Origin of the sequence: Paenibacillus piri, from assembly GCF_004354045.1 — a bacterium.
In the GTDB taxonomy this organism is placed as follows: Bacteria; Bacillota; Bacilli; order Paenibacillales; family NBRC-103111; genus Paenibacillus_S; species Paenibacillus_S piri.
In genome coordinates this window covers 300,292-326,199 of sequence record NZ_SMRT01000002.1, presented here as the reverse complement: position 1 = coordinate 326,199, position 25,908 = coordinate 300,292, and the positions used below count along the sequence as shown (strand labels likewise).

22 protein-coding genes and 1 CRISPR repeat array are annotated in these 25,908 nt (G+C 46.2%); all 22 genes read right to left on the bottom strand.

Features of this window, described 5'->3' with window-relative positions; genetic code table 11:
- Positions 1-263 precede the first annotated feature (263 nt).
- A complete protein-coding gene (locus E1757_RS06305) occupies positions 264-623 on the bottom strand; it encodes a GIY-YIG nuclease family protein (RefSeq protein WP_133225995.1) in 360 nt (119 codons plus the stop codon).
- 40 nt (positions 624-663) lie between these two features.
- Entirely contained in the window at positions 664-1,608 is a 945-nt protein-coding gene (locus E1757_RS06300; RefSeq protein WP_246079042.1) for a vWA domain-containing protein, read from the bottom strand.
- Positions 1,609-1,751: 143 nt separating this feature from the next.
- Positions 1,752-2,873 (bottom strand): AAA family ATPase, encoded by a 1,122-nt coding sequence (locus E1757_RS06295; RefSeq protein ID WP_133225993.1) that lies wholly within the window; start codon positions 2,871-2,873, stop codon positions 1,752-1,754.
- A gap of 23 nt (positions 2,874-2,896) precedes the next feature.
- On the bottom strand, positions 2,897-3,376 hold the full coding sequence (locus E1757_RS06290; RefSeq protein WP_133225992.1) for a DUF6530 family protein: 480 nt from the start codon (positions 3,374-3,376) through the stop codon (positions 2,897-2,899).
- 566 nt (positions 3,377-3,942) lie between these two features.
- Positions 3,943-4,116 (bottom strand): hypothetical protein, encoded by a 174-nt coding sequence (locus E1757_RS35700; RefSeq protein WP_165971978.1) that lies wholly within the window; start codon positions 4,114-4,116, stop codon positions 3,943-3,945.
- Positions 4,117-4,596: 480 nt separating this feature from the next.
- Entirely contained in the window at positions 4,597-5,628 is a 1,032-nt protein-coding gene (locus E1757_RS06280; RefSeq protein WP_133225990.1) for a glucosaminidase domain-containing protein, read from the bottom strand.
- Positions 5,629-5,945: 317 nt separating this feature from the next.
- Entirely contained in the window at positions 5,946-6,350 is a 405-nt protein-coding gene (locus tag E1757_RS06275) for a CBS domain-containing protein (protein WP_133225989.1), read from the bottom strand.
- A gap of 147 nt (positions 6,351-6,497) precedes the next feature.
- Positions 6,498-6,842 carry an endoribonuclease MazF gene (mazF, locus tag E1757_RS06270; RefSeq protein ID WP_133225988.1) on the bottom strand — a complete coding sequence of 115 codons (345 nt, stop codon included), beginning with the start codon at positions 6,840-6,842 and terminating at the stop codon, positions 6,498-6,500.
- Positions 6,836-7,066 carry an AbrB/MazE/SpoVT family DNA-binding domain-containing protein gene (locus E1757_RS06265; RefSeq protein ID WP_133225987.1) on the bottom strand — a complete coding sequence of 77 codons (231 nt, stop codon included), beginning with the start codon at positions 7,064-7,066 and terminating at the stop codon, positions 6,836-6,838. The genes mazF and E1757_RS06265 overlap by 7 nt, the downstream gene beginning before the upstream one ends.
- 236 nt (positions 7,067-7,302) lie before the next feature.
- Positions 7,303-7,698: a DinB family protein gene (locus tag E1757_RS06260; protein ID WP_342774517.1), complete on the bottom strand. Its 396-nt coding sequence runs from the start codon at positions 7,696-7,698 to the stop codon at positions 7,303-7,305.
- 243 nt (positions 7,699-7,941) lie between these two features.
- Positions 7,942-8,985, bottom strand: coding sequence for an SPFH domain-containing protein (locus E1757_RS06255; protein ID WP_133225986.1), 1,044 nt, complete (start codon positions 8,983-8,985; stop codon positions 7,942-7,944).
- A gap of 19 nt (positions 8,986-9,004) precedes the next feature.
- Entirely contained in the window at positions 9,005-9,808 is an 804-nt protein-coding gene (locus E1757_RS06250; RefSeq protein ID WP_425464827.1) for a TPM domain-containing protein, read from the bottom strand.
- Positions 9,805-10,836, bottom strand: a complete 1,032-nt coding sequence (locus E1757_RS06245) for a TFIIB-type zinc ribbon-containing protein (RefSeq protein WP_133225984.1) — start codon at positions 10,834-10,836, stop codon at positions 9,805-9,807. Before E1757_RS06245 ends, E1757_RS06250 begins: the two co-directional genes overlap by 4 nt.
- Before the next feature lie 27 nt (positions 10,837-10,863).
- Positions 10,864-11,541: a PspA/IM30 family protein gene (locus tag E1757_RS06240; protein ID WP_133225983.1), complete on the bottom strand. Its 678-nt coding sequence runs from the start codon at positions 11,539-11,541 to the stop codon at positions 10,864-10,866.
- Positions 11,542-11,947: 406 nt separating this feature from the next.
- The gene (locus tag E1757_RS06235) at positions 11,948-13,714 is read right to left on the bottom strand and encodes a methyl-accepting chemotaxis protein (RefSeq protein ID WP_133225982.1); all 1,767 of its coding nucleotides are present in this window, start codon (positions 13,712-13,714) and stop codon (positions 11,948-11,950) included.
- 525 nt (positions 13,715-14,239) lie between these two features.
- Positions 14,240-17,457: direct repeats of the CRISPR family, unit length 32 nt; unit sequence ATTTCAATCCACGCACCCGCGTGGGGTGCGAC.
- Between the two features lie 167 nt (positions 17,458-17,624).
- Positions 17,625-17,915, bottom strand: coding sequence for a CRISPR-associated endonuclease Cas2 (gene cas2, locus E1757_RS06230; protein WP_133226612.1), 291 nt, complete (start codon positions 17,913-17,915; stop codon positions 17,625-17,627).
- 9 nt (positions 17,916-17,924) lie between these two features.
- Positions 17,925-18,956: a type I-C CRISPR-associated endonuclease Cas1c gene (cas1c, locus tag E1757_RS06225; RefSeq protein ID WP_133225981.1), complete on the bottom strand. Its 1,032-nt coding sequence runs from the start codon at positions 18,954-18,956 to the stop codon at positions 17,925-17,927.
- Positions 18,953-19,612 carry a CRISPR-associated protein Cas4 gene (cas4, locus tag E1757_RS06220; protein WP_133226610.1) on the bottom strand — a complete coding sequence of 220 codons (660 nt, stop codon included), beginning with the start codon at positions 19,610-19,612 and terminating at the stop codon, positions 18,953-18,955. Before cas4 ends, cas1c begins: the two co-directional genes overlap by 4 nt.
- Positions 19,602-20,462 carry a type I-C CRISPR-associated protein Cas7/Csd2 gene (gene cas7c, locus E1757_RS06215; protein WP_133225980.1) on the bottom strand — a complete coding sequence of 287 codons (861 nt, stop codon included), beginning with the start codon at positions 20,460-20,462 and terminating at the stop codon, positions 19,602-19,604. Before cas7c ends, cas4 begins: the two co-directional genes overlap by 11 nt.
- A gap of 15 nt (positions 20,463-20,477) precedes the next feature.
- A complete protein-coding gene (gene cas8c / locus E1757_RS06210; RefSeq protein WP_133225979.1) occupies positions 20,478-22,370 on the bottom strand; it encodes a type I-C CRISPR-associated protein Cas8c/Csd1 in 1,893 nt (630 codons plus the stop codon).
- On the bottom strand, positions 22,367-23,083 hold the full coding sequence (gene cas5c, locus E1757_RS06205; RefSeq protein ID WP_133225978.1) for a type I-C CRISPR-associated protein Cas5c: 717 nt from the start codon (positions 23,081-23,083) through the stop codon (positions 22,367-22,369). Before cas5c ends, cas8c begins: the two co-directional genes overlap by 4 nt.
- Positions 23,084-23,106: 23 nt before the next feature.
- Positions 23,107-25,539 (bottom strand): CRISPR-associated helicase Cas3', encoded by a 2,433-nt coding sequence (gene cas3, locus E1757_RS06200; RefSeq protein WP_133226608.1) that lies wholly within the window; start codon positions 25,537-25,539, stop codon positions 23,107-23,109.
- Positions 25,540-25,908: the final 369 nt, after the last annotated feature.

Here is a 25,908-nt window from a genome sequence, read left to right as displayed (position 1 = left end):
CTGAACCACCTAACTATTAGGAGATGATGGACTTGAGCCAGTAGTTAAATCACACTTTATGGGCCCAACTTTCCGACTGTAATGAGTCCCATTCGCAGGTCAACGAGACTTACCACACCCAGATAAAAAGAAGAAGCCTTTACTGTGAAAGCTAAAGGTCCCTCCATTTCAATCTTCTGTAGGCTTCCTCGCCCCACAGAAACCAGTCGACGGGGCCTATACGTATTGAAGTAGATTACTGGTTTTTACCGCTCACCTATATATTATATGACTGGCGGCTTATTATATCCTCTGTCTCCGAAGGGCTGCAATTTCTCCAGCCACCGCTTTTCCATTTGCTTAAGCTCCCAGCGCACATCGGAAACTCCTTCGGTTTCCTTCTCTTCCAGCACCTCATAGGCGAAAGCGTCAGCCCCCAGTTCCTTCCAGTCCTTTTGCACCTGGGAATTCGCGAATCTGCCCATGTCCAGTTGGCCCTGCAGGGTCACCCATTTGTTTTTCAAGTTGGGATAGCTAGCCACGTAAATTTTGCCGTTGGCCTTGTTTATTATTTGTATTGCACCCATGTAAGTCTTAAGCTGCTTGTATTCCTCCTGAAGCTCTCTGCGTTTGTTCTTGTCCATGCTTTTCTCTCCTCTCAGGCTCTCCAAATGACTACAATAATTACAAATACCGTGCGATAATCCGTACTAGCTTTGCAGGCAGCTCCGTTAAATTTGTAATATCCAAAAATCTCTCGTTCCCATAGATATGATTAATCACATCTTTGTCCTGTCCTATTGCCGCGGCAAGAAATGTAATTCCTTTCCGTTCATATTCGGTTATGGTTTGTTGCATGTCTGTGATTGCATAACTTCCGGTATAATCATCCATCGCTTTGGGCTGCCCATCGCTAATGCTGATCAATAATTTTGACGTATGCGGCGAACCGGCTAATCGGTCTGCCATAATTCTAAGCGCCATCCCGTCGCGGTTATTGCTTCTGGCACGGATCCCCATAAGTCGGAATCGATCATTGGCATCTGTTTTATCAAAATCGGTATAGGCATAAATCGACATTTGCTCCAGCTTGGAAGCATCCGCCGTATCCCCGTAGATTAATATGGGAATATTGCAAATTTGACAAAATTCATATACGGCTATTACTGCACGCTTTGCAGCTTCTAACCTCCCAAAAGCTGACATGGACGCCGACTCATCCACCCTTAGACCGACCACTAGGGAGGGAGATTCGGTTGGAGGAAGTTTCTTGGCAAAATACCTAAAATCCCGATAAGCGACGCTATCCGCCTGAAATTTGCTGCCATAAAATTGACTCCTCGCAAATTCAGATGATATTTCATGTTCCAACAGCGGAAGTGTCTTTCTGGCAATCTCCCGGACGACAGGCATGAGTTCCTTACTTAGACTGATATATTCCTGTTGGGATTCAATATCGTATTCCGGACGGTGCACGATAAGCTTAACCTTTTTATGAATAGAATCGGATACAGCCTCCCTTGCGTCGCGATTCAGCTTTTTACGGAAATCCCGCTCTTTTTGTTTCGCTTCGTCCGACATTGGTTCAGGATTTGCCTGATGATATTTGGGAGTACCGTCCTCTCCCATATCTGAACTTTCCATATCGGTAAAATCATCGGAAACATCGGATGTGCTTTCGTCGCTATCCGCAGATTTTTTTAATGCGATCCCCTGTTCCTCTTCCTTGTCTTCGGGTTTAAAATCAATGTCGTCGATATTTCCCCATGTTCTTATCTCTGCTTCGTCAAATATTGTTTTTTTTTTAATTCAATCTCAACTTTATCCAGCTCATCTATCAAACCTTGGCTATTCAACGCTTCTTCCAATAATTTGATTTCGTCGGAATCTGTTGTGATCTTGTAGATGACTTTATGATAAAGGGATTGTTTGGCTGAAGCACCTTCGGCAACCGCATCGGCCCAATAAAAAAATGAACGCATACCGGCCACGCCTTTAATCGCATTAACCCGGGCTGTTCTGTCCAAAACAATTATGATATCCGCTAAAACATCCAACACCTTTTCATCCCTATAACCGGTCTTGGACATTGCCCGTTCTATCATGATTTCTTTGGTTGGCAGGTCCATCTTTTCCGTGTGCTGAACCCTGTCGCGCAGTGCTTCGTTTAGCGGTCTGGTTCCGGCATAGCTTCGGTTTGTTGTGATGACTGCTATGAAATCCGGATGTCTGCGTATGATTTCCGTCGGAAGGTTAATGCTGCCATCCAGTTCTAGGGCAGAGTTGAGTGCCATCAGCACCGCGGCATCCCGAATAACGGTTGGTTCTTGTATTTCCAGAAGATAGCCTTTTTGATAAGCTCTGACGATTTCGGACGGGTAAAACCGATACTCAACCACATCGTCCTCTTTGTTTTGCTCAATCCTATTCAATAACTGCTTCATCTTTAAGGCAGCCTGTTCCTGTGTAACTCCCAACACGTTCATCAATATTTCAGCTGTGCTTTGAAAACCGTCGCTTTCATATAATGCTTTCAAAACAGTTTGCTCCGCGGGCTCCATCTTCTCTAATCGATCGGATGAAATAACCGGCAAAATAGCCCCAATAATATCCGATTTATCCATATCGGCGAAACAGGTCACTTTCGTATAGGGCAGCCCAAAATCAGCCGACAATGCTTTGGCAAGCTGTGTTTTCCCGGAACCTGCGTCACCCTCTAACAAAATATTGGCGATTTTCATTTCACCGCGATTCCAGTTGCGCTTTATTTCTTTACATATACGCAGTTCTTCTTCGCTGACCTTATGAGATAATGGTTTTTTCCAAACAAGTTCTTTCTCTACATCAGTCAGCTGTCTTGTAGGGGACAAATAATATTGTTCGTAGTTGTTCATTGTATTTCCCCTCCTCCATCATTTTAATACCCCATTTCTTTTAATAGCCGGGATAATATACGAAGTCGTTCTCCAATCATTTCCCCATCATCATTAAGAGCCTGAGCGAACAGCTTAATATCATTATCAATCATGGGATTTTCTGCACAAACGGATACGCTCATAGCATCCCCTTGCAGCCCAATGCGGTCAATCGTAGTGTTATCAGGGTCATACATTCTCGGGAAACGATATGCATCCTGAAAATATAAGTTGCTCCTGCAAATCAAAATGGCAAGGTCAAGGACACGGTGCATTGGCAGCTCCTCCGACTGCCTTGACCATTTTTCCCCTGTGTGCCTCCATACTTTGGCCGAGATATCGACCTTTCCCCTATCATTCCATTGGGCCAATCCCAGGGATAAACCTTTTGCATCTGTGTTCCGGGCGTATCGGCCGTCAACCTGCTCATAATTTTCCGATACGACAACAGGCTTATGTTTTAAAGTTGTTGGTATTTTCATTTTTCCGCACTCTCCATTGTATATTTTGCCGATTTAATAATTTACTAAATTACTTATTTACTAATTTACTAAATCTGAAATTTATATTAACCCTCATTTCATCATTTGTCAATCCGGTTAATTTGACCAAACGCTGCTCTTGCGAATACGAATGATCTGTCCACCCACAACCAACATGTATCGCTAAAAAATAAAAAGCCACAATTAAGCGGCTTCTAAATAACCTGAATTGAGAATCGACCAATAATTATGCCGGATAAAAAAATACCAATGATTCCCTGCCATCAATGATATGTACGTGAAATCATAAACATTAGTTATACGCAATAAGATGGGCTTTTTTCCTATTTTGCTATTCAAATATATAGGCTTAACATACCCTATAACATAAAGAAAAATCCATGTCTATACATGAATTTTGGATCATGATCTTGACAACCCATTTCTGCAGACTTACTCTCAACAGAGCTCAAAAGTATTATTATTCCTGCAATCGACTTTGCAATGAAATCATCCTTGATCTGACGTTTAAAAAGCTCCCTGGTCAGGACGCTATATTATTTTTATTAAAATTTCATTTCTTCCGTAATCTTATCGGAGATAACTATTATAAAAGTAGCAATTGGCCCTAAAAGCAATGATAACAAGAACCAATTTAAGCCACTTCTGTTCTTCCCTTGTGCTAAACCAGCATTTATTAAAGCTAATGTCCCCCAGCCAACAAAATAGCTGTTCTCCAAGTATTCACCTCATTTGTTAAAGCATTTTTGAAAGCTCCAATTTATTTGTCTTTAAACTTAGAAGGATTCTCAACATAACTTCCCACAATAAACCCACAATTCAAACAAATTAAATGTACGATGGGTGAACCCGTTTTAAAGAAGCTATTTAGAGGGGTTACTGCTGCATATCCGGTTTGCTTCCCTTTACCTATTTCCTTGCTCCCACATTTAGGGCATTGAATCTCCGCATTAACCATAATTCATTCCTCATTTCTCAAAAATTCGTGATCTGAAAGAGGAGAACGAAATCTTATAGCAAACGCGTTTAATTGCGTCCTTCTTCTAAAGATAGCAGAATCGTATTATTAACTCAACTTTTCTGAACCCTATCGTAAATTTATCGAAAGTTGGAGAATCATACCTACACCTTTTCTCCATAAGCTGTTTGCATATCCAGATAATAAGCTGGAGTTGGTCTGGAACTGACATATCCTGCTTTTATAATATCTTTTTATAATCGCTGTTCATAATACTCTTCACTAAATTCGGCCAATTGGAATTTGCCCCACAGTATTTGCCGGCTACCTTTTCAACGCTTGTTAATCCTTGGTTGATATAAAACTCGGAAATAATATCTCCGAACTTCTTGACACTTTCCGCTTTCGTATTGAAGCTGAGGGCTTGATTGTATGAATCGCTGTCAATGGCGTTCAGCCCAAACAAATTGTTTTTGGTTTTGGCTATTTCGCTCTTTCCGTGGCCGCTTTCCAGCTTCATGACAGCAATGGTGAAGTAGGAGTTGATTCCGTATGTTTTCTCGATTTCCAATATTGCTTCCTCCAGGCCTCCATCTTCAAGGGCAGTATCTTTAATGATTTTGGCAATATGTTCTTCCGTTAGACCGGAAATGGATTTTATCATAGATGAAGGTTTAGCGGGTTCAGCGGATTGGACATGGATGGCAGGCTGTAGGGCTTGTACAACAACATTTTTCCTTGAGGTCTGTTCATCCGATATTTTTTCTACATGTACCGAAGGGCTAGTGTCTTCGCTGATCAATTTTGCATAGCTGCCATAGACATAACCTCCACTCTTAAGCTCAAGCCAACCACTGTCGGTTGATTTCAGTACTTCCAAAATATTTCCTTTAGAAACGACATCAATAATTTTGGATGTTCCATTCGCTTCCGCTCGTACATTAAGAAAGTAAGCTGTAACTTCGTAGCTTGCTTCAAATGACAACTCTAAATTCGATCGCTCGTCGACCCGCGGCTCCTCGTTGATCGGCACTGGGGGTAATGCCGGTTCGCTGCTTTCTAGCGGGGCTATTTTGATATTCTCAGGTGGAACTATAAGTGATAGATTTGAATCTATTATTTGCTGTTTCAATTTGGAGTCGATGTCCGCGATCGGATTGGAAAATGTCTCGGTATGATTGTCCATTCGAGCTTCGAATCCGAAGCCCATAGTAAAGATCAGCGTCATGGATAGCAGGCAAGCGAAAATGTTATGGTAAAATTTATTTCGCATGTTCAGCACCTCTTTGCCAGATTAATTTGCGTTTCCTTCTCATTTATAAGCATTGACTATTCTATTTATTCCATCCGAAAGGAAATAGATGATAGGTTACACTGATTGTACACAAACCTTCACGAAAAGCTTGTCATTATGTCGGTGACGCTTTTAGACTTACTTTGTCGCAATATTAAGCAATCAGTCAGAGTAGATAAGATTACGTCTTAGCGCCTTGAAAAAAATGAAATAAAAAAAAAGCATCCTCCCGGATGCTTCATAAAAAATACTAGCAGCAGCTTTGTAAATTAGTAGGCTGCATTGCTGCTTCACTGTCAATCGGTAATACTACTAGTATAGAACTCAATAATGTCTTTGCGGCGGATTATTCCGATAAAGATTTGGTTGCGGTCTACGACTGGAACAAAGTTCTGATCGGCAGCCAGTACCAGCATATCCTCCAGAAGTGCATTGATCGAAACGGATTCATTATAAATGCGGCGTTTAATTTCATGAACTTTGACGGTATCCAGGTTTTGAAAGCTCAAACCGGGAGTTTTCTTCATTTTCCAAAATAAATCCCCCTCCGAGAGAGTACCGACGTATTTCTCCTCCTCATCAATAACAGGAATTGCCGTATATTGATTATGTTCCAACATTTCCATGGCCTCCTGCATGGTAGCCGTTGAGATAATATAAGCCACTTTGTCCTTAGGGAACAGAAAATCGGATATTTCCATATATAAAAACTCCTTTCCTTCAAATGTTGCGTTAGTCCTATAGGTCCTCCATCCATGTCAGGATATGAGATTAATTGTTATTACCAAGTTTAGCATACCCGCTTTTCCGTCTTATTAATGACCCTACAGTTGAAATTTCAAGGAATCTTACTTAACTGAAATTAAAATTTCAGCTTTGGATGCAACCTCGCTCAAAGTTCCCAAAGGCACTTTACAGATGAACGTTGCTTGTCGCGTCTGCCAATCAAGACTCTTCACTTGATCGGAAAGAATTGCACCTTCTATGGGCAAATCCTGAGGGATGATGACCTCAAACGGATATCCTTTAATCTTGGAGGTTACTGGACAAAATAATGATAATCCAACCTTTCCGTTGTATGAGGCGGGAGAGAGAACTAAGGCAGGTCTTTTTCCGGCTTGTTCATGTCCCCATTGCGGAGTAAACTGTAACCACACGAGATCGCCACGGTCCGGTATATAATGCCCTACCATGGCTCCCTGCCTTTCGGTTGACCCGTTGAAGCCTCAGTATGAAGATTCTCTGGGGTAATCTGAGATAACAGATTATCTAACGATTTTGACATAGGCTTTATAACAAGGTTGCCGTTTTCAACATCGAGTTCGATTTTGGAGCCTTCCTCCAGACCGGCTTTATTAGCAATAGTTTTAGGAATTCGAATGCCCAGGCTGTTTCCCCACTTTTGAACCTTTAGCATACCTCAACCCCCTCAGAATGTATAAACAAAGTATATACATATCAAAATGAAATGTCAAATAGTGGTTGTGTTAAATACTTCATACCAACTAAGGCACTGTCATAGTGGAGCTACTGGTGGAATCCAGCGGCCCTCACGTTCCTCCGCTCACGATAAAAACGAGGCGATAAACAATCGTCGAACCGATTGGCGCCTCGTTTTCCAGTTTACAATTTATAGATTTGTTCAAAAAGTGCTCAGAACCCAAGCTTTTGTTCCAGTTCACTCTTCTGACGCAGATGATGGCGGAAATGCATGCCGACAAGAGCGAACCACTCCCGCGCATTCAGCCAGCCAAAGCCATCATGTTTAACTTTATAGTTCGGGTTTATCGTATCTACTTTCCATTCCCATTCTTTCATTTCCAGTAGAACCTTATCGAGCCCGCGCATAAGGTCTTCTTTACTTTCCGAATTGCTAGGCGAGTTTTCAGGCCCGTCCGGCAGCTTGATTTTAATCGGCGGGAATCCGCCGAGTTGGTACAATTGCTCGCCAGCCTCCGTCTTCCCGAGCTTTTGCTCTTCGACTGATGCAGCACATCTCTCCACTTGGTCAATGTAATCGAGAGCAGCGAGGATCAGGTGGTCATACATTTGGCCGAGTACCAAACCCCTGGCGCGGTTATATACCTTAGCTGCTCCAGCGAATAAGTTTGCAAACAGCTTTTGTATGTTTCTATCAATTTCCGGTAAATATGGACGAGCTGCTGTCTTCGGCGGGCAAGCCGGTTCGAGTCGGACGATGCATCCTGGCTCTCATTTCATAAAAAAAAAGAAAAATCCATGTCCGGGACATGGATTTAGTAGTGGAGCGACCGGTTCCGTAGAACTGGGCCCCTAGTTCAGCTTCTGACCGCAATTCGGGCAAAAGTTAGCTCCTTCGGTTTTCGTACCGCAGTTGGGGCAGAAGTTGGGCTTTTGCTTCCCGTCTGAAGCTGAAGGCGCGGAATTCGTCTCAGCCGCCGGAGGCTTCTGGTTCTGGTTCTGGTTCTGGTTCTGGTTCTGGTTCTGGTTCTGGTTCTGGTTCTGATTCTGGTTCTGATTCATATTTTTCATCATTTCGTTCGCAATGTTCATCCCCATCATCATGCCGGCCATGTCCGAAGCGGCGCCGCCGCCCTGCACCTTACCGGATGCGATGCCGTCTGTCATGCTGACCTGCTGGTACTTTTGGAGATTGCCGATCATTTCATGGGAAGCCGTCCTGGTAATCATTTCTTGAATTTCTTGAGGGTAATTGAAGCTCATGACATGAAAACCTGTAATCGTCATCCCGTTGCCGATCATCTGCATATCCAGATCTTCACGAATGCCCTTGGCAATATCATCGGCATTCGCCTGCAGATTGAACATGTCCTTCCCTTCTTTGCTGATCCACTTCATCAATAGCTGATCCAACACGGATGTAATCCGGATTTTAACGTCCTCCACGAGATAGCTGTCTTTCATTCCTGCAATCTTGTCGATGAGCGTAACGTAGTCGTTCACTTTAAAATTAAACGTGCCGTTGGCGCGAATCGGCATGCCGCCCGGAAGCTGGGGAGTCGGGATCAGTACCGGATTTTGCGTTCCCCATTTGACGGTAAACTCCTTCGTGTTGACGAACAGCACTTCCACTCGCATCCCGCTGTTAAAGCCGAACTTAAACCCTTTTAACGTCGACAGAAACGGGATGATCTCGGAATCGATTTGATACTCCCCTTCGTCTTCGAAAATGCCTTCGATCTTGCCATTGTGAAAGAAAATCGCGTCTTGACCCGGGCGGATCATCAGCTTGCTTCCTTTTTTAATTTCCCGGTTGCTCCACTTCCAAAAAATCATATCGTCTCTGAACTCTTCCCATTCCACAACATTGGCAAATTGGTTTCTGAAAAATACCATGCTGCATCCATCCCTTCTATTAAAATGACCCTCTGCTTCCGCTATGCGAATGACCGCCTCTGGTCATGCCGCCTCCGCCGCCGCTGCCGCCACCCTTGCCTCCATTGTTCCTTTCGATCTTTCGTTTCGTTACGGTTGTTCGAATGTACTGGTCTCTTTGATCCAAGATCCCCGATGTGCTTGCATCCTCGTAAGTCCGCCGATTGACCGTGACGCGACCGCCCAAACGATAAGCCATCGTACCGACGATTGCCCCCGCAATACCGAGTGAAACAGCCAATTGAAACCAGCCATTGAATAAAATATTGTCCGGATTCACGCCGGGGCGGATTCCCATATATTTGTAAGAGGTTTTTATATACGTTTGAAAAGCAAGGGCATAGTCGCCGCTCGATAAATTCGGGGTCATTTTGGAACGTATTTTATCAAGCCTGCTGTCATCCAATAATTGTTTGGCTTTATAAAATCCGGCTAAATATACCTCTCTATTTTTCATGTCCAGCGTTAAAATGACCGCATTGCCGTGAGGTTTGTCATAACCGGGAGCATGCTTGTCGTAAAAATCTTGCGTCATTTGCTTGACATCCATATTTTGCGTATTTTTGGAAGTATATACGATGATATCCGTTTCTCTTTTGGCTCCGTATTCCATCGCCATAGCTTGCAGCTCATCCTGCTCTGCCGGACCCAGCAAACCCGCTTCGTCAAAAATGAGCTGTTTCGTGTCCATCGCAGCCGCTTTACCCGCGTTTATCCCCACAGGAATGGCCAGAAAAACGGCGATAAATATCATAACTGCCGCAATCCATCGGATCCTGCTCACCATAGCCCTCCCCCCATCGCCCATGAGATCAGCTTTAATGAAAGGAATGAGACGGAGAAAATGCCTGTAAACCACCCGGCCACCTTCGCCTTGCTGATAGGAGGCTTGCCGACCACCTTGCCCGTCTGACCGTTCATAGCGAACGCATGATCCAGCTTATTGTAATCGTAATGCACCATCCAAACGGGAAGCAGAACATAATCCGCGCGCTGCAGCTTGGTGTCAATTTGCTTATTCGCATAGGTAACGGTGGTATATCCTTCCATGGTAGACCGAATGTAAGCTTCCATATAATCTCTGATTTTATCTTTGGCCCGCGGGAAAAGCTGCTGATCGTCATAATTGTATTTTTCCGCATTGAAGCCGGCGAGATAAGGCGTTTTAAAGCTTTTTAGCTGATCGTAAGGAAATGGTTCCAATTTATCCATAAGTTCGTCATTCATTTTCTCCGAAGCATCGATCGGCAACTTCGTATAATTGAGAACAATGTCACGGTACACTTCGAAATGCTGTGTCTCCGTATAATGGTAGTCGCCTTGCGTGTAGGTTCTCACTCTCGTTGCATGCGCACTGACTTCGATCCGATTGTTTAATTCGTACAGCCAAAAGGGTACGTAAATACCGGTCATGCTCTTGATTCGATCCGCCGTCATAAATCCGCTTGGCGTCAAAAGTCCGTTTCTGCACCATTTCCGAAAAGCTGCCTCCGCTTCCACCTTGCCGATTGAGAAAGGGATCACCTGCGCCGGAGCCAGCTTGCCGGTAAGACGATCGCCAAGAACAACGCCCGACCCGCAAAAACTGCAGATCGTTGCCGTCGTCTCCGCTTCGGTTACAATGGCCGCTCCGCAGCTGGCGCACTGATATTCCTTCGCCTCGTCTTCGGAAAATGTACTGCCCGTCAAAGGATCGGGAATATTCTCTATGTTGTCTTCTTTGCCGCAGCTGTGGCAGGCTAACATCCCGGTTTTGCTGTCAAAAACCATACCGCTGCCGCAGTTCGGGCATTTGTATTCGATGACCCGCATCCGCTCACCTCTTTATCGAAAAAACCGCTATTCGTTTTTATTCATTTTCTTCTTGATGGCCGCCAATTCATCATCGGGGCTCGTATTCGTACTTTTCTCAAACTCTTTGAATAATTCATCCAGATCGTCCTTCGTTCCCGCTCTCAGCTCAGCCAATGCCATGGCTTCATCATACGTTTGGTTAACCTTCTCTTCCAAGTTTCCGAATACAGACTCCGCGGCGCCGCTCATGGGCGAGCCGATGGAGTTCAGTTTTTGCTGCATCTTGGCCGCGGCCATTTTCCCTTGCAGGGCGGCATGGCGCGCTTCCAGCTGGCCGATATCCGACACGAGTTTATCATTCATTTGCTTCATGTTCGCGGCATTCGAAGCGGCCGAATCATAGGAGGCTTGCAATTGGGCTTCTTTTGCCGCCAACACAGCTTTTCTCTCCAGAAACCGTCTGGCGTCCTCATCATTGCCGGCTTCCACCGATTTCTCTGCATAGGACTGCAGCTTTTTGATCTCGGCCCGGCATTCATCGAGCGCAGCTTTGGCTCTTCTTTCGTCGGCCATCACGGAAGCGGTTTCCGCTTTGACCTTACCCAGGTCGCTCTGCAAGCTCCGCATAAACTCCCGAATGACCTTCTCCGGATCTTCAGCCTTATCCAATAAGGCATTTATATTGCTCGCCATAATATCTCTGAACCGCGATAAGATTCCCATGCGTACCTCCCCGCAAAATCGTCGTTTTTAATATATTTACTCGTAATTCAGGCAAAAGGATTCACTTTTTTTGTCGATATCCGTAACAAATAATGGAATCTCAAGTTATGGACCCTTTCCTATAGCAAATGACATGGACGTTTAACCTTAGCTTTATGCTGGAAAATGGCACACTGGCTTAGTCTCTATTATGACTTACTTTTTCATCATCATCAAATCCTGAGCAGCAGGCTTTAGTGACGATCTCGAAGCTCCTGCCTCATCGGATTCCGCACATGTCAAAAAGCGCAAAGCATGCCGTTTGCGCTTATCGAAATCTTGAGGCTCGCCCTGACGATTGCAGCCATAAGTGGCGAAACAATCGCCTCCAAGCTTACGGATCTCGATGTCTTCCGGCAACTCCTGCTTATACGCTAATTTTTTCGACCGCGGATTTCATCTCGTGCGACATTCCGCTTAATTGGTTGGCGGAAGCCGCAATTTGCCGCGCAGCCTGCAGCTGTTGATCAGCCAGTTGATGGATCTCGTGAGTACCTGTGGATGAAACCTTGGCAATCGCTGCGATTTCTCCGACAGATGCCGCTACTTCCTGCGAGCCGGCTGAAATCTGTTCGGACGAAGCAGAGATTTCCTGTATCTGTTCTGTGACGAATCGAAACAGATTGACGACGTTATGGAAAGCCTCGTCTACTTGCTCGGACAGTTGAATACCTTCCGTTATTTCAGTGTACCCTGCAGCCATTGTCTCGCTAATCTCCGCAGAGATTTTCTGAATACTTGTAAGCAGGGAAGCTATTTGCGAAGTGGAGGAGGAGGAAACCTCAGCCAACTTGCGCACTTCGGCTGCAACCACGGCAAACCCGCTTCCATGTTCCCCCGCTCGCGCCGCCTCGATAGAGGCATTCAAGGCCAGCAGCTTGGTCTGATCCGCAATATCTACGATGATATGCAGAACCTCCCCGATCTGCCGGGAATATTGGCCCAGAGCTTCGACAAGCTCTTGCGTGTTGTTGGCGGCCGACGCAATCGCTCCTATCTGCTCCTTCATTTGATGGATCGTGCCCTTGCCTGACTCCGCTGAATCGAGCGCCTGTCGGGAAGCATCCGAGACGTTCAATGCCGCATCCGAGACGCGACTTATGGACTGCGTTATTTCATCCATGGAGCGTGCGCTTTCCGTGGCGCTTTGTTGTTGTGTCTGTGCGCCCTCGTCTACCTTTTGGACCGTTGCATTTACAACTTGATTCAATTGCACCAGCTCCTGCGATTCTCGAACAAACACGTCCATGGAGGCCGCCAGCTGCTCCGCTGTCTGCTGTACATTCGAAGTTATTGTTGCTACCAGCGCATTCAGATTATCGGACATCTTCTTCGTGCTTTGGTAAGCAGACCCGATTTCATCTAGTGAACGTACCGGATGCGAAGTCAAAGTTTCATTAGCTTGAGCGAGGTTTCCTTCGGCGATGCTTTCAGTCGCAGTGACCAGGTATCGAAGCGGACGCAAAGCAAGAGCGATAAACCAGGCAATCAGCAGAAGCGCCAATAATGTAAGGGCTGCCAGTCCGATATAATACAGGACGTTTCCGCGCAAAATATCCCCTGCTATCTGATCGATTACCGATGCTTCTGTGTCAATACCCAACACTCCGATGATTTTGCCTTCCGCATCTTTAACAGGCGAATAGGCGGAAATGTATGTGCCGTATTGCGGGTTATAAATAAGCGCGGAGTGAGCTGTCTCTCCTTTCAATAGCGAATCGACTGCCTTTGAAGGAATATCCGTAACTTCATTGATCGGAGATGCGGATTTATCGTCTTTCGGCTGACCGTCAATCATGATCAAGGGCTCCCGTTTATCGTTAATCTTGACCAAATAGACGTAAAGCGCCCCAATCTGCTTGCGATACTGATCTAGCTCCCCACGAATCGCCCAATATCCCTCATTTTCTTTCGGGTCCTTCAAAAATTCCTTATAAGGCTGCACATTCATTTGCTCGGCATAGCTTTTCGCCAGTTTTATGCCATATTGTGCGATCGCGCTCTCACTGGCCGACTTGGCGTTGTTTATTTGCAAAATCATATTGCTCGCATACAGCAGCACTATAACAACTGCCACGATCAGCACAAGCCTCGCCACCAACCGCTTTTGAAAATACTGAATCAGCTTGTTCACACAAAAGGCCCCCTGTTTTCAAATGATTCTCTATATATCGGTAATTCACCCTGAAATTCTCCCTCGTCGAGACATGGGACTCAAGGCACCCTAAACTCTTTTCCATTACTTGCCTATAACGCTCTTCCATGCAACATTATACTCCATAACGCCGAGAGTGAACATACCGAAAATGTCGCTTTATGTCATTTATTGACGTTTATGCGGAATATGAGAAAACATAAAAAGCATGACATGCCCTATGTGCGATTAGGCTTCATCATGCTGTGATATACGGAATGTATTTTTCTCATTTCGAACCATGCATCCGGGTGGGAAGAGAACAGCAAGACCACGACTCTTCCGCATGGGATGCGACCCCGTTTCAAGGTACCCATCGGGTGACTTATCACATTTCAATCCACGCACCCACGTGGGGTGCGACGGAAGTAACATACTGTGCTCATAACCGCGGCACTTATTTCAATCCTGCACCCGCATGGGGTGCGACGAGTACAATGACATCCTAACAACCCAAGGGAAAGTATTTCAATCCACGCACCCGCGTGGGGTGCGACACGTGTTGCTCTGCCGGATGTCCATCCAGACCGGTTTTTCAATCCACGCACCCGCGTGGGGTGCGACATAATGATCGGGATGATCACCGCGATCAGCGTCAAATTTCAATCCACGCACCCGCGTGGGGTGCGACATTTCCTCGCCGCTGACCGCATCAATGCACCAAAGATTTCAATCCACGCACCCGCGTGGGGTGCGACGGATGACATAAGTCCGTAAACGTTACCACTGCCTATTTCAATCCACGCACCCGCGTGGGGTGCGACTTTCATCCATGGCAACTTTGCTTTGCAATTCAATAATTTCAATCCACGCACCCGCGTGGGGTGCGACGCGGCAGCCGCAGGCGGAACCGCAGCCCCAGCAACATTTCAATCCACGCACCCGCGTGGGGTGCGACACAACGGAGACTGGATTCTACAAAGGATTACATCATTTCAATCCACGCACCCGCGTGGGGTGCGACGATACTCTTATCAATGCTAGAAAAGTAATAAGCATTTCAATCCACGCACCCGCGTGGGGTGCGACCGAATGCCGATCAGGAATATGGGTACATGGCGAGATTTCAATCCACGCACCCGCGTGGGGTGCGACATGGAAGTCTATCGGCATGGTCGAGTCCTCCATATTTCAATCCACGCACCCGCGTGGGGTGCGACTTTCATTCACGGCCGTTTTAGCAGCTGCATGACAGATTTCAATCCACGCACCCGCGTGGGGTGCGACTGACTTTGGTTACGATACGAACAGCAGAGAGGCATTTCAATCCACGCACCCGCGTGGGGTGCGACAACGGCTCGACCCGCAAGTGAGGGCGGTTTTTATGTATTTCAATCCACGCACCCGCGTGGGGTGCGACGAAGGAAAATTATACTAAACCTAACCGAGGTTTTATTTCAATCCACGCACCCGCGTGGGGTGCGACGGCTGCTTCGACGGCTGCTGCGGTCGCGGATGGATTTCAATCCACGCACCCGCGTGGGGTGCGACGAGATAAAAAAGAAAAGAAAGTATACTTTGATGTCATTTCAATCCACGCACCCGCGTGGGGTGCGACCAATGGTTATAGATTAGTGTAATATAATAGATAGATTTCAATCCACGCACCCGCGTGGGGTGCGACGCGCCATTTTATGGGCCTTGTCCTCGTCCAAATCATTTCAATCCACGCACCCGCGTGAGGTGCGACGTCAAATGTTAGAGAAATTCAAAGCACGGTATGAAATTTCAATCCACGCACCCGCGTGGGGTGCGACGGGTCAAGTCCCAGCGCCCGCGTAGTGGATGCCTATTTCAATCCACGCACCCGCGTGGGGTGCGACGTTCCTTTAAGACGTTAAACGCCGCTACTGATCGGATTTCAATCCACGCACCCGCGTGGGGTGCGACGTCATATAGGAGGGGTAAGCATTGAAACCAACTATTTCAATCCACGCACCCGCGTGGGGTGCGACGGAAAAACTCGAGGAAGCCCTTCAAAAAGCGTTTGATTTCAATCCACGCACCCGCGTGGGGTGCGACGACAGAGTCGATGTCGAAGATGCCTTAGACGCGAAAATTTCAATCCACGCACCCGCGTGGGGTGCGACTGATTTTCCCCGACAAAATTACGTTACATATTTCAATCCACGCACCCGCGTGGGGTGCGACGTAGATGCATCGTGTGGCTGCTTCTTTGTTTACTTGGATTTCAATCCACGCACCCGCGTGGGGTGCGACGGTCAATGCGGCGGTGCAGGACTTTGTATTATGGCAATTTCAATCCACGCACCCGCGTGGGGTGCGACTATATTCGCAAATTGAGCATGAAAACATCACGGAATTTCAATCCACGCACCCGCGTGGGGTGCGACGAGGGCGAGAATAGATGAGCTTAACCGCCGCCGAGATTTCAATCCACGCACCCGCGTGGGGTGCGACCCGGGCGCTTCGTATCGCCAAAGAACATGAAATCATTTCAATCCACGCACCCGCGTGGGGTGCGACGCTTGTAGGCTGCGGGCAACGATTTTGTTTTTACCATTTCAATCCACGCACCCGCGTGGGGTGCGACTCTTCGACCTCCTTCCAAGTTCCTTTAACGCCTCCGATTTCAATCCACGCACCCGCGTGGGGTGCGACTTTATATGGATTTGATGTGTATTTGTCTCCAGTTCATTTCAATCCACGCACCCGCGTGGGGTGCGACGAGAGCAAGGCGTGACACAATCAAGACGATAATGATTTCAATCCACGCACCCGCGTGGGGTGCGACGTTGTAAACCGATCAGACGTTCATTGTGGTTCTATTTCAATCCACGCACCCGCGTGGGGTGCGACGTCGGATCCGGAGTTGTGACCGGCGCCGCTTCATTATTTCAATCCACGCACCCGCGTGGGGTGCGACTCCCCCATTTTATTACCATATACGATCTTCAAGAGATTTCAATCCACGCACCCGCGTGGGGTGCGACTTTAAAAAGCTGCTTACAGTATCAGGGGCAAATAATTTCAATCCACGCACCCGCGTGGGGTGCGACGTCTCAGGAACACAAGTTGAATTTCCAGTAGGCGATTTCAATCCACGCACCCGCGTGGGGTGCGACATGATGATAGCCGCTAAAGCTTGCGGTTTGGACATTTCAATCCACGCACCCGCGTGGGGTGCGACTACAAGGGATTGATTACTTTGGCGCTGCGTACTGGTATTTCAATCCACGCACCCGCGTGGGGTGCGACACATAGTCATATATTCTTCCAGCGTCATTTTAGTGATTTCAATCCACGCACCCGCGTGGGGTGCGACGTATCTTTGATAAAGCAAAGGTTATTGAGTCATTATTTCAATCCACGCACCCGCGTGGGGTGCGACGAATCTTGGAGGAAATGGGCAATCCGATGTGGATATTTCAATCCACGCACCCGCGTGGGGTGCGACCGGGTCGCTCGTAATCGATACCATCGACTGGGCAATTTCAATCCACGCACCCGCGTGGGGTGCGACAAAAGCGCTTCGCTGACTACTACATCGAGTCGGGATTTCAATCCACGCACCCGCGTGGGGTGCGACCAACGAAGCGAAAGCTAATAATGATCTGCATATATTTCAATCCACGCACCCGCGTGGGGTGCGACACCGGCCAGCAGGAGCCCGCAGAGACGGCTACGGTTATTTCAATCCACGCACCCGCGTGGGGTGCGACAGCGATTTTTAACCCAAATATGCCCGAAATTGCATATTTGCAATCAAAAACACGCATAATTCAACAATTACTCAATATAATTTGGTTAATAATGTAAATAAATGGAGCCTGCATCCATTTCCATGGTGCGAACCTCCCTTGGAATCCATGTGCGCTTCTGGTTCGCACTACAAAATTAAAGGACCTTCTAAATCTAGCGACTCCTTTACACCAATATGTTCTACCTTATTCTTGTAGTTGTTACCCAGTTGATAGAACCTGAGGCTATCCTGTTCTTGATCGATCAAATCAAGAAGTTTTAGCTTGAGTACGGCAAATTGAGTGGCGTCTACCACGCATTCGAACACTGTATTTTGGACACGTTGGCCGTAATTTTGGCATACTTTTGAAACCTGGCGCAGTCTTCTTTGCCCTTGGCTGCTTACTGTGCTTACATCATATGTAATCAACACCAGCAATTCATTCACCTACTTCCATAAGAAAGGCGGATACTCGTCTAGATCGTTTCGCAAATAACGCGCTAGCAGCAAGGCTTGCGCATGCGGGACTAATCCCCAAGAGATTTTCTCGCCAAGATAAGGGTGTGTGATTTTCTCCTGCTTCTTATTTTGCCATGCCGCCAGAAACTTCCTTCTCGCCTCATCTCTCATCATAACCGTACCGTTCTCTTTTTTCAAAAAATCCTCTTTACTCACAACTTTCGTATTAATTAACGATAATACAAATTTGTCTGCATAGACGCCTCGCAGCTCCTCCATCACATCCAGCGCTAATGAAGCGCGTCCCGGCCGATCGCGATGCAAAAATCCAACGTAAGCATCCAGCCCAACACCTTCAAGCGCGGCTGCCACATCATTCGCCAGCAGCGAATAAGCAAACGATAGCATCGCATTCACATTATCCAGCGGCGGCCTGCGGGAACGAGAATGAAAGTAAAAATCCTCTTTCTGCTGCAAAATCATGGAATCAAATAATTTATTGTAGCTAAAAGCCGCTTGCCCCTCCAAGCCTCTTAATCTTTCCAAATCTTCGCATGCTCTGATATCTAAAATAATGGCGGATAGCTGCTGTGACACAACTTTGAACTGGGCAACATCTATGCGCAAAGGGTAATCTCTGGTCATTCTTTCTATGATCCATTTGTGATTGTAAATCTTGCCGACTATAAAATTGCGCGCAATCTTCGCTGACAACGCCTCATCTTCCGATACCTGATACTGTTTCTTCCTCAAGACGACGTTGCCTTTGCTTTCTCCAATGACTCTTGCAAGAAACCTGCCATTCATAGTGAAAAATACTAATGAGATATTGCGCTCTGCACAATATCCCATTAGAGCCGGGCTTGCACCGGTGTAACCAAAGGCGATAATCGATTCCAGGTTATGCATCGGCAATCTACCCAGCTTCTCCTGTTCCTTAAGAAGAACAACATTATCGCCGTCCAGAGACAAATAAACATCGGGCTGTGTAATAAATAGCGTGTTCAGCAGCTTCTTCATTCCTTGATTTTCCCTTCAATATAACTTTTCACGGTCCGTTTATTCATCAGCTCCGGCAAGCAAATATGTTGAAGAGAGCAGCTTCGGCAGAAGGTCCCGGTTTTCACTTTAGGCGTATACCTGCGCTTATAGTAATCTTGCATTTCAGCGACAACCGACTGCACTTTATTTTTAATTTCCCTGGTTAGCGATACTTCCACTCTATGTTTGATCTCGTTATAGAACATATAGCCTGTGTGTATGTTGCACAAAAGCATTTCTTCCAGGCAAATGGCTTGTGCGGCCAATTGCAAAATATCTTCATCGCTCATTTTCGGCTTTCCTCGCTTATATTCAACCGGATATGCGACGTATTTGCCTTCAGCGCCATTAATTTCAACACCGCTATCATCCCTTATAAATTCCACTACATCGCAAATGCCTGATATGTTCAGGTGCTCCGACTTCACAGGCATTGCGCGGACGATAAGCTTATCGCCCCGCTTCTCTCTTGCAAACGGCTGATCGGCATTCCGATGAAGGTGCTCGCCCTCAATGGTTTTGACATTTTCTTCCCATTGCTGTTCAATATGTATGAATGCCCACTGCCGCTTGCAAAATTGAAAATGCTGAATTCCGGACAACATTAAATACTCGTCGTCCTCCTTATTGACCATCAATGACCTCAACCTTCAAGCCCTCCAACGGCTGAATAACGAACTCGTAATCCTCGAAACTTTTCGGCTCTTCAACACGCTTTTCAACCTTCAACGACCGATGAACCTTGGCGGACGAATATTGACCCAACTTACAATTATGCTCCCACCAATACACGGTATGGACTTCCATGCTGCCTTCCGGTCTGGCGGATGAGGCGTCGTTCTCGAACAATGATACAAGTGCATTCTTAAACCTCTCGGCATCTTCATTCGTAAATCCGGTCTTCTCGGCAAGCTGCGTATTGATGCTCCCGTAAAACATATAGACTCCCCAATCCACGCGATGCTTCATGCCCATCGTATCCGAACCTCTGGACGTACCAGGTTCGGAATTGACGCTTTTCGTAATCTGCATGCTCGTAATATCGATAGGATCAAGGCTCGTTGCGGTATGAATCGATACCGGACCGCGTATGCCGACGGACACACCGGCTCCTTTGTCCGCTTTGAATGCAAACACTTGACCGAAACTTCGGACATCGAGCCATTCCCCGCAAGCGATGTTGGCAAACTCATCTCCGGAAACTGTCTTCGACTTCAAAATCTTTTCTAGCTCGGCATTCGCGTCTGCACGCTCTCTTAAACTACCATAGGAATCTGATTTACGATCGTTAGACTGAACAAAGATAGATTCGCCCATATCCTGCAGGCGGTTTCTAATCTTCCGTTTCAGCGCAACATCCGAAATTTCGCCATAGCCATCGTAGTTTTGCCGCGGACGATTTCCATTTAATGGATCGCCATTAGGATTAGCCTTGGTCACAGATAAAACAACCGCAAAATCGATTTTATGATTTAGTGAGGTCATGTCGATCTCTCCTTCTTAATTCGATGCTTCCACTGCATCGTTAGATTCTTTTTTCTGATAAAGCTCGTGCCGCTGGCTGTAAAAGCCGAGCAAATACAATCCGGATAACGGCTTATTATTGAATTGATCCGCCGGAATTCGAGAAGCCACTTCATCTATGATCTTGGACCAATAAGTCGCCTTCGTACCAAGTCTCGCTTGATAGGGCTGCAAACAGGCCTGGATCGTCCTCCACGTTCTTTCCGGATGTCTGGAGAATGCATTCATATAACGAATCGCATTCGTGGCTCTCGTTTCATCACCCAGTGCACGTCTTTCAAGCACATCGGCGACAGCTAGCAAGCGGCCAAATAAATAATCACGGTCATTGTTATCCGTATCCAATGCCACATTGATTCCCTCCCTTTTGTTGATTAATGCGCATGCGATGCTTAACGTCTTCTCCCATTCCCATTTCTCCATTGATTCAGGGCTTGACGCACGTTGTTTAGCGCTGGATACGATATCTGAAGGAATGTTACGGTCATCGATGATGCACGGCAGCATACGTTCCATCAGCCCTTTGACAACCTTGTCGCTTGCTCTCGGGCCATAAGCGGCATACGCAATATCCTTTGTGGCGGGCGCTCCGTAAAATTGCACAAAATCGCCATTATCGTCCTTCCGGTAGCGGTGTAGCCATACGCAGGTGGAGTGCCATTTTACAAGCTTGTCCAAATAAAGCTCCTTGTTCATATTGCGGTAATACAGCACGGCCATACGTCCGGTTGTCGCCGAATCCATGATCAAAATGTTTACCTTTGCCTCAGATGGAGAACTCAACCGATTTCTATATCCGTCCAGTGCCTTGGCCATTTCGCTGGCGTACTCTTTGTTGGTAAAAGATACTTTCTCTTTGACGGCAACCGCCTCGGGGTCGATCGCAAAAGAATCCTCCGTCAGCCCCGGAATATCCAGGTCATCATTGCCCCATACGAGAAATACTCGCTGATCCATGATTTTTCCCTGTCTATTAATGAGCCATTTTAATGCATTATGCGCTTTCTGGGATACTTCATAGCTAATACTTGCCGCTTCATGGCTAAGATTAAACCGTCCTCGAAACGTAAAACCACTGGTATCATTGGCCGAAATTAATTTGGCCTTGTCTGCCGCATTTCTGATTTTGTTAGCATGCTTATCCGTCGCTGGCATCGTTCTTCCCGTGACGTAGCAAAGGTCCTCGTCGCCCAACTGGCCGCTGTAAAATTGGACAAAGGAATCGTACATCTCCTGATCCTTCCATACTTTCGATAATATCTTTGCAGGCGAATAAACATTGAATCTTACGAATGCGCTCGCTTGCTCGCCAGCAATCACGGAGAAGATCGGCGGCCTTGTTGTGCCATGAAAAGCCTCCGCATGCTGATCCCACTTGTCCAACAGCCGATCCCCGGCATCGACATATAAAACCTTCTCTTTCACCAAATCCTGAATGAGCTTCCCTTTGCTCAAATAGAGGTAGATGCTCTTCACCTTGGCCGCGGCTTGCGGGGAGTCTGCCCAATCTTTCAACTGCTTGATGTAATATGGAAAGGGCTCTTCCTTCTTGATTTCCCCACCAAAAGCCGCATAATCTCCCGCTACATAACTTAATTTGTCATGCAAGGGGTAGGGCGCGATCTTGGAGCCTGCACGGTTCGCAGAATCTTCGGTGCACGGAATCAACGTGCTGGCATCGCTCTTGTCAATCACTGTAGCCGAGTGAAATTCCCCGTTCTCCGTTATCTCCACTTCGATATGTGCATTTTGCGTTGTATGCGAGACAGGCAGCAGCGTATATTCCTGATCATTATGTTTTTTTTCAATTTTGCCAACAAGGTCTAAATTCGATTCATACGTTTCATATAAATTTAACAACCAGCTCATGGATTCCCCCCCTCCAATTGTGCGAACAAATCGTCTACGGATACGACGTTGGCAGGATCGAAATGCTTTGGCTGCATATCTGCAACCGTGCGAATATGCGTACACTGTTCGGGTCGAATGAATTGGACAATGCCGTCTTTCATGACCGGGTTCCACAGACGTACTTCCAATTGGTTTCTGCCCGTCTCATCCGGATAATTCAAGCCATGAAGCATACTTCCCAGATGTATATTGCCATAGTCATCGTAAAAACCTTTTCCTTCGCCAAATACGCATGGCTCGACATAAGCCTGACATTCCCTGGCACCGAGAAAAATATCTCTGCGGCCCCCGACCTGAAGCGAGCGCTTCAATATATTATGGTGCTTATGCTCGTTACGGTCATAGGCCATATCCGGACGGTTTATGTTGAACTCGAAGTGAGCCCGTACCTGGTAGGAAACATCTCTCAGATACGTATAGTTGGCCAGCGTATTTCCTCCGCCATAATCCATGGGGCGAATACCTTTAGACTCCATACGGATGGGCTTCATGATACGCACCTCATCAATATACATGATCAGAGTCGGCTTCCAGTAAATGCTTTCGACAACTCCCTTGAGAGCCTGATAGGTGGGCACCTGGTAGCTGAGCTTTTCCCCGCCAAGCTTGGTCAATGGGTCTGTGAATAAGGCATAATCCCCATATACGACAAATTCTATCGAATTTCTCACAGATTCACCTCCTTCCCTATTCCTCAATACATTCCGAATTCAAACTGGCTGTCATTCTCAAGATCGAGACCGAATTCCATGTTATAAGCGCTTTCCATTAGCGCTAATATCTTCCCGTCGAGCAGGCTAACCAGCCCACCATTCTTCACCAATTGCTCTCGTTCGTAAACAAACAGATTAATGGTGTACTGCTGCGCTTTCCGCAGCAATCGTGAAAGATCCTCAATCGTTTCATCGCCATTGAGCTGCGCAATCATACTCCTGCCTTCCTCGCCATAAGGGACAATAACAGAGGTTGTCCGGTCATCGATAACATGAAAGTTTTCTGCCGCCGTTCGATAGCTGTTCACTATAAATAGCGGAAAGCTTTCCTTCTTATTTTGTGTATAGGCAAGATTGTACGAGTTATGTTTTCGATCAGACGTCAACAGCTCTATCATTTCCTTCTGTAATTTGGGAATAAAATAGTTCAAATTCGAACTGAAATCCGTATAAAATTCCTTGAAATATTTATCCATTGCCTGAGCAGATAGAATATGGCCGCCATGATTGTATGGCTCTTGCTTGAGATCGATGAGGATTTTCTTGGACAGTTGTTTTCCGACCTTAATTTCCTGCAAATGTTTCAGGTTCTCCTCCGCATGATCAATCACATAAACATTCTGAATCTCCTGCTTACCATGCCGATTGCATCTGCCGGCAGCCTGTGCAATAGAATCCAGTCCCGCCAAGGAGCGAATCACGCAATCAAAACTAACATCGACTCCGGCTTCAATCAGTTGGGTGCTGATGCATATGACTTTTTCATTTTTATTATTAAGATGTTTCCGCACTTGTCCTAAAATATGACTCCGATGCGCCGCACACATCGATGTACTTAAGTGATAAACAGGGACCTCGCTTCCCTCCAGTTGGCGATATAATTTTTTCACAACCGTTTTCGTATTCAAAATAACAAGCACACTCTGAACCTCGTTGATTTTCTCTACAATAAAATCGGCTAGTTTGTCATTGTCAAATCTGTCATCCGTTGCTTTATCGACGATTTCTACTCGTTTAAATGCTTCAATTACGCGATCCAGGTCATGGATAATTTCAGCGTCGGTACTCATTTCCAACCTATGCTCGACAAAGTCCAGTGCGGGCTGGGTCGCTGTACAAAGAATGAGACTGGAATGGCCATAGGTTTTCAAAAAATTGAGCGCATGATTAAATAACGATACACATGTAACGGGCACCTTTTGCACCTCGTCAAATATAATCACCGACTCGCATAAGTTATGAAGCCTCCGAATATTTCTGCTTCCTTTGGCATAAAACACGTTCAAAAATTGTACCATCGTTGTAAAAATAATCGGCGAATCCCAGTTATCTTTAGCCAACTTCAACTTTTGCTGCGTATTAATGATGCCATCCTGATGCTCATCGTCATCATTCACATCGTCGATCACGTTAGAGTGATGCTCTAAAATATGCCCGTCATCCAGCAAAATATTGCGAACTTCCTCGGCGTTTTGTTCGATAATCGTCGTATAAGGAACTACATAGATGATGCGCTTTTTATGGTGCAGACTGGCGTGTTTAAGCGCGTATCTTAAGCTCGCTAACGTTTTGCCGCCACCCGTTGGAATCGATAACGTATAAATTCCCGAAGGCTTTTCCGCAAACTGGTCGCACTGCTCCGACATTCCCCTCCTAAGCACATTAATTCGCGTTTGAGCGTTGTCTTGAATTTGATAGGAGTTCATTTTCTCCATAAGCTTCTCATAATAAGCATCGAATAGCTCTCTGCGGTCCAGTTCCGGTTCAACCATTTTATTTTCTTCAAATAATCTCGTATTCGTTCGATCTGCGTCGATTAATGCGCTAAAAATAAATTTAGTCAGGAACATCAAGTTGCTTTCACTATTCCCTATAAACGATTTCAACAAATAAGCTTCCAACTCAACTAATGCATGGGAAACATACTGCTGAAACTCCACCTCTCTCATTACATATTCGAAAAAACATTGCACAGACCCGTCGAACTCTTTTAGCTCATCCCGTGTTTTCTCAACGCGCTTTAAGTAAGGAGATTCCAAATCCGGATTTAAAAAATCGTGAAGATAGGAATGATGAGATAGGATTGCATTGCCTACGACTTCGGCCAGAATCCAATTGTATCTGGAAGGGGTTCCCGTATGAAACCGCTCGTGTAACAGTTTCCCGCCTGCTGTCGAATGATCGACGCTTCCTCGTTTCGGAGGAGCATCCGGATTGTTCACAGCTGCGAGGATATACTCTCGAAATTCATGGGTAAATTTGCCCAGATCATGAAGCATACCTGCGAGACCTGCTATATGCCTGACGCCAATCTTCTCACCGTATGATTCTGCCAAAGCTTTGACTCCAAGCAAATGTTCCTCGACGCTTTGAATCTGCTTATCACTTTCACGGACATGGGCGATGTAGTTCATTTTAGCTCCCCCTGTTCTTTGCAAAATGCTCATTCATCGATTGATCTGGAAGTTGATAGCCATAGAACCTCTAAATGGGTTTTCCGACTGCCTAACACTGCCACATGCTGCTATCTGAAAAGCTTCTCTTACCGATTGTAATCATATATCGTAAATTCAATCTATAATAAGTCTGATGGTAAGAAACTTGCGAAATATGTAGAAATAATAGGAATATTATACTATTTTACCATTGTTTTGGGGACTATTGCTACATAAAAGGAGAAATACTTTTTAAATAGTCTGGATCGAGGATGATATTGAAAAATATACACGATCTTTCAAGCAGGAGGTCGCTTCCGTATAGGATGCGACCTCCTGTTTGAAAGG